Raw genomic sequence first — 6000 nt, forward strand, 5'->3', positions numbered from 1 at the left:
GGCGCGTGCCTGCGACGCACGTCTTCGCGCAGCAGTTCAGCGAAGGCCGCTTCGTCGTGCTGAGCGCTGAAGCACGCTGTCGGGCGCAGGCTGCAACCACGGCGCCGCGACATCGGGACGCGGCCCGCGTACGTCGAACGGCCGTGCCACGCGCGCAGCAGAGTCTCGGTCTCGCTCGCGCAGTCTGTCATCTGTTCAACCATGTCCGGCAGGACGGCCGATCACCGGGAAACTCAGCAAACCCCAGCTCAACCGGGGTGTGGCGGAGGTTACTCGCGCGTTAAAAACACGTCAGCACGACCGCCGGGACCGTCAGGGGCCCGTTTCCGGGACGTTCCGGGCCGGGGTCGGCGCAGTGTGCTGGCGATGTTCGCCGCGATCGACATCGACCGGAGGTAACCGTGACGCTCAGCGAGCTGCTCCCGAGTCTCGGCTGCGAGGCCGCCGACCATCTAGAACCGGGACTCTGGCCGCAAGGCACGAGGCTCGGCGAAGGCGGTGAGCTGCTCTTCGCCGGCGCGCCGGTCAGTCACCTGGCCGCGCGCTTCGGTACGCCCGCCTACCTCCTCGACGAGGAACAGGTGCGCAACACGGCCCGCGCGTACCGGCGTGCACTGCCGGAGGCCGACGTCGCCTTCGCGAGCAAGGCGCTCTGTACGCGTGCAGTGTTGCGTTGGGTCGCCGAAGAAGGACTGTCGCTCGACACGTGCTCCGCCGGTGAGATCGCCGTCGCGCGCGCTGTCGGATTTCCCGCGGAGCGCATTCTGTTGCACGGCAACGCGAAGACGCCCGAAGACCTGAAAGCCGCGCTGCAGTATGGCGTCGGCCGCATCGTCCTCGACTCTCTCGACGAAGTCGAGCAGCTCGGCGCCCTCGCGCATGGCGCGCAACGCGTCCTCATCCGCGTTACGCCCGGCGTCAGTGGCGACACGCACGCTGCGATCACGACAGGCACCGAAGGACAGAAGTTCGGCTTCTCGCTACGCCCCGACGTACGCGACAACGTCGACCGCGCTGTCGCAGCAGTACTTTCGCAGCCGAGCCTGCAACTGACCGGACTGCACTGCCACATCGGTTCACAAGTGTCCCGTGTGGACCGTTACGAAGAAGCCGCGCGAAAGATGGTCGAAGTGCTCGTCCGCATCCGCGACCAATACGGAATCACGTTGCGAGACTTGGATCTCGGCGGCGGCCATGCAGTGCCGTACGCCGACCGTGAAGCGTCCTTCGACCTCGACGGGTACGCGCGCCGCCTCCGCGTCGCCCTGGGCTACGAGTGCTCGTCACGCGACTTCCCGTTGCCACGTCTGACAATCGAGCCCGGCCGCGCGATCGTCGGACCGGCCGGGATCACCGTTTACCGCGTGTGCGCCGTGAAACGCGGCGCGCGCACCTTCGTCGCTGTCGACGGCGGCATGAGCGACAACCCGCGCCCCGCGCTGTACGGCGCGCGCTATACCGCGCGTCTTGTCGGCCGTCGCACGAAGGCCGCGCGTACGCCGATGACGGTTGTCGGACGACACTGCGAGTCCGGCGACGTACTGGCGGACGTCTGCCTGCCCGACGACATCCACGTCGGCGATCTGCTGGCCGTACCGTGCACCGGCGCGTACCACCACTCGCTCGCGTCGAACTACAACCTCGTCGGCCGCCCACCGCTGGTCGGCGTCCGCGACGGACACGCGACGCTCCTCGTACGCCGCGAAACCGAAGAAGACCTGCTTCGCCGCTGCTAGCTCTCGATGGTCTGACCGCCGCGGGCAACGGTGCCGCGCGTCAGACGTCGCCCAGCGAAGAAGTCACGGCAGGCGCGTTGCACGGCAAACATCAACGGGAAGCCCACGAGGATCGCTACGACGCCAATCACCGCGACACCGCCGACGCCGAACACAGTGGTCTCTCCGGCGTCAGGCTTCGCGTACGCGATCGCCGCGAGCACCAGTACCGCCAGGAAGAATACGCCGCCTACGAAGGGCAGTAAGCCGCGAAGCAAGAAATTGCGCACGCTCGACAACAGCGTCCGACGAAACACCCACACACAAGCGAGCGCCGTCACCGTGAACTCGATCGCGATCGTGAGCCCGACCGCGTCGACCGAATCCGCGAGCACGTTCCGGCTCCACAACGCCAGCAGCACGTACAAAGCGAGCGACACCAACCCGAACGTCCAGGTGGTCACCGAAGGCGTCTGATACTTCGGATGCACCCGGCCGAACACCTTCGGCAGCGCGCCGTGGCTGGCCATCGACAACGTCGTGCGCGCGGCGGGCATGATCGTCGCCTGGCTCGTGGCCGCGCCGCTGGTCAGCACCGACACGATCAGCAGCACCCCCATGACCTTCCCGAAACCGGACGTTCCGAACACCGCGCCGCCCAACCCGGCGAGCACGTCCTCGGCGTTCGCCTCGTTGGCCAGCCCGATCCCGTGCTCGCCAACGCCCGCGAAGGCCAGCGCCGCGACGGTCACCAGCAGGTAGTTGAGCACCAGCAGCACAGTCGACAGAATCGCCGCCCGGCCCGGCGCGTGCCGCGGATCAGCCGATTCCTCGTTCACCGAAAGCGAACTCTCCCAGCCCCAGTAGATGAAAACCGCGAGCAGCACCGCCGACACCGCCGTCCCGACGCTGACCCCGTTCGGCCACAGCCAGTCCCATCGCGGCGTCGTCGCCTGCGGGCCCGCAGTGCCGCCGTAGACGCGCGAAAGCGCTACGACAGAGAAGATCGCCAGGACGGCCAGTTCGATGCCGAGGAGGACCCACTGCGCCCGCGCGGACACCTCGATGCCGCGGTAGCACAGCCAGCACAACGCGAGCAGCCACGCGCAGCCGATCGCCGTCGTCACCGCGCGGTTGTTCGCGAGGTCGTCTAGACCAAAGAGCAGCAGCGTGTACCGGCCGGTCAGCGCCGACTGACTGCTCATCACCAGCAGCTGTTCCACGAGGACGACCCAGCCGGTCATCCAGCCGACGCGACTGCCGAACGCGCGGGTGGCCCACGTGAAGTTGGTGCCGCAATCGGGTTCGGCCGCATTGAGTTCCCTGAAGGCAAAAGCGACGAACAACACCGGAACGAACGACAGCAACACGAACGCGGCGGCCTTGAACCCCGTTCCGGCGAGCACGATGAACCCGAGCGTCGCCGCGATCGAATAAGCCGGGGCGGTCGACGACATTCCGATCACCGTCGAAGACACCATGCCCAGCGCGTTCGAGCGGAGCCCCTTGGCCGGCACCACAGGCGCGGCGACGGCTTCGGTCATTGGAATATTCCTCCTCGAGATCGGCGGTCCGCGACCGTACCCGGCGTTTGCCCGAGCCAGAACGGCGGCCGCATGTCCGCCATCTGGAGAAGAAAACGGGAAAGGGTCTCCTGCTCTCCGGCTCCTGCCGATACGCTGCGCGTCTGACGAATCACATGCCGAAACACAGGGAGGGACGGCATGGGTGACGAAAACCGTACGAAAATCGAGGAACCGCGTGCTCCGAGAGCGCTAGACGGGACCGACCGGACGCTCATCACGCTGTTACAGGAAGACGGCAGGGCGTCGTTCACCGCGCTGGCCAAGGCGGTGGGTCTTTCGGAAGGCGCGGTGCGGCAGCGAGTACAGCGGCTGCTGCGAGAGGAAATGGTGCAGATAGTCGCCGTGACCTCGCCGGAACACGTCGACCTGACCCGAAGGGCCATGGTCGGCATCACGGTGGACGGAGACGCCCGCGAAGTGGCTCAGCAACTGGCCAAGGTCGCCGACGTACACCAGGTGGCACTCTGCTCGGGCCGCTTCGACCTGCTGGCGGAACTGCTGTGCCGCGACGACGACCACCTGCTGTCCGTACTCGGCGACGAGGTACGGCCAATCGCGGGAGTCGTCGCGACGGAGCTGTTCGTGTACCTGAAGCTCGCGAAACAGGACTACTCGTGGGGACGGCTGACTGCCTGACCCGCGGGTCGGTTTCGCGGCTGGGTCCATGGCCTGGGTCTATGGCTGGTTTTGCGGCTGAGTGCATGAGCTGGCGTGCTCAGACTGGGTTCTCGGTGGGGTTCTCGGTCTGAGGTGCGCGGCTAGCCGGGTTCTCCACCTGGCGCGGACGGACCGGTTGTTCGGCTGGGTTTCTTCGGCCGGGCGGATACCTGGCTGGGTTCCTGAGCTGGGCTTTTGGTCTTGGTCCTTGGGTTGGAGCACTCGGTTTGGATGGGCTTTCGGTCCCTAGTCCTCGGACCGGAGCACGCGGTTCAGGTTTCGGTCCCTAGTCCCCGGACTGAAGCACTCGGCTCACGCCGGGCTTTCGGCCTTGATTCCCGGGCTGAACACTCGGCTCGGGCTGGGCTTCCGGCCTTAGTTCCCGGACTGGAGTACTCGGCTTGGGACATCGGGCGATGCCCTCGGGCTGGCGCGCTCGAGCTGTCGGTCCTGATCGGGCCGGTACCCCCGGCTGCGTCGGTTTGGCTTCGCGGACTGGATCGGGCCGGTCCCCGGAGCTGGCTCGGCTGGCTCCTGAACTGGACTGGACCACCGAGCTCCGCAGGCACGGCCCTTGGACGACCGCCGCGGCTGGCACTCCTGGCCTGCCTTGACTGGCCTACGAGCCGGGACAAGGCACGGTTCCTCGGACCGCCGATCCCAGTCGGTCTCCACTGGCTGGATCGGCCGAGTTCAGGCAGGCGATCGGTTTCAGGCGCAGGTCCGGACTTCGGGAGTCCGGCACTGGCTACGGAGTTCCAGTTCCAGCATCAGCGCTGGTCGCGGCTTCGGGAGCCGGGCACGAGCGCTGGTCCCGGCAACGGGCTCCGGCTCAAACGCGAGTTCCAGCCCGGAGCCCAGCCCCACTGCTGGCCCAGCAACGACGCTGGCCAGCACGGGATTCCCACCCGGCGACCGTTTCCAGCAACGACGCTGGCGCGACGCACGCTCCGCGTGCAAGAACCCAGCTCCAGCCTGGCCACTGGCCCCAGCAACGAAGCATGCTTAGCCGCCGGTTCCAGCAACGAGGCCGAACTGGCGACGTAGCAGGCTTGGCCGCTAGTTCCAGCAACGAGGCCGAACCGGCGACGTAGCAGGTTTAGCCCCATTTCCGGCAACGACGCCGGTCCCGGCACCACCCACCACCCGACGTCGCCCGTCGAAGACGGAGACGTCGGCCCCGGCAACGGGCGTCAGCCCGAGCCACCGGCATCCGTGCCGACCAGGCACGGGACTCCGGCCCCAGCACCGGTTCCACCAACGGCCCCGGAATCCCGCCCCAGCATCGACGCTGGCCCGCCTTCGGTCGCACACCGACGTTCCCTGCCCCAGCCCCCGGCACGGGAACGCTCGCCGATTTCCGCGCGCCTTCCGCACGGCAAGCCTTGTCCCACTCACCGGGACGTCACTGGCCCCGAAAAAACGGCTCCGAGACCAGCGCTCACCCCCGACCGAATTCGCGACCAGCCACTCCGAAGCTCCAATCCGGTGCCTATTACGCTCCCTTCCCGATTAGACCGACTGGCCGAAGCCATCAGTTTCGCTAATGCCTCCGAACGGCCGCACGACTCGAATTTGCCTACTGCGCAGTCGGAATAGCGCGCCCCGGATTCCGTATCGACCTTCGGCCAACAAGTCGGTTCCACAGTCCCCAGCCGCTATGCCCGTCTTCCGCAATCCCCGAGTCGCCGCGGCCGCCTCCCGCAAACCCCAGCCAGACGTCCGCCTCCGGCAATCCTCAGCCACCGCGACCGCCTCCCACAGGCCCCGACCACCGTGGCCGCCTCCCGCAATCCCTCAGCGACCGCGCTCGCCGTCCACAGTCCCCAACCACCGCAGCCGCTTCCCTCAATCCCTGAGTCGCCGCAGCTACCTTCCGCGAACCTCAGCCACCGCAGCCGCCTTCCCCCAGTCCCCAGCCGCTGCGGCCGCCTCCCGCAATCCCTGAGAGGGCGTCTGAGAACTGATGTCACTGGTCTGTGTTGCGGGTGAGTCGTCGGGACATGGTCATGATCATGGCGATGTAGATCATGGCTTCGTGG

General features: G+C 67.3%; 3 protein-coding genes. 2 read left to right on the forward strand and 1 reads right to left on the reverse strand.

Features of this window, described 5'->3' with window-relative positions; all coding sequences use genetic code 11:
- The first annotated feature begins 401 nt into the window (after window positions 1-401).
- On the forward strand, window positions 402-1736 hold the full coding sequence (gene lysA / locus ABZX37_RS40190) for a diaminopimelate decarboxylase (protein WP_354748757.1): 1335 nt from the start codon (window positions 402-404) through the stop codon (window positions 1734-1736).
- Here the strand turns inward: lysA and ABZX37_RS40195 are convergent.
- The gene (locus tag ABZX37_RS40195; RefSeq protein ID WP_354748759.1) at window positions 1733-3259 is read right to left on the reverse strand and encodes an APC family permease; all 1527 of its coding nucleotides are present in this window, start codon (window positions 3257-3259) and stop codon (window positions 1733-1735) included. The two genes, lysA and ABZX37_RS40195, sit on opposite strands and share 4 nt — an antisense overlap.
- A 180-nt stretch (window positions 3260-3439) precedes the next feature.
- Here ABZX37_RS40195 and ABZX37_RS40200 point away from each other — a divergent pair, with 180 nt between their 5' ends.
- The gene (locus tag ABZX37_RS40200; protein WP_116202834.1) at window positions 3440-3937 is read left to right on the forward strand and encodes an Lrp/AsnC family transcriptional regulator; all 498 of its coding nucleotides are present in this window, start codon (window positions 3440-3442) and stop codon (window positions 3935-3937) included.
- Window positions 3938-6000 lie beyond the last annotated feature (2063 nt).

The sequence above is a fragment of the Amycolatopsis sp. NPDC004079 genome (assembly GCF_040610415.1).
GTDB lineage: Bacteria > Actinomycetota > Actinomycetes > Mycobacteriales > Pseudonocardiaceae > Amycolatopsis > Amycolatopsis halotolerans.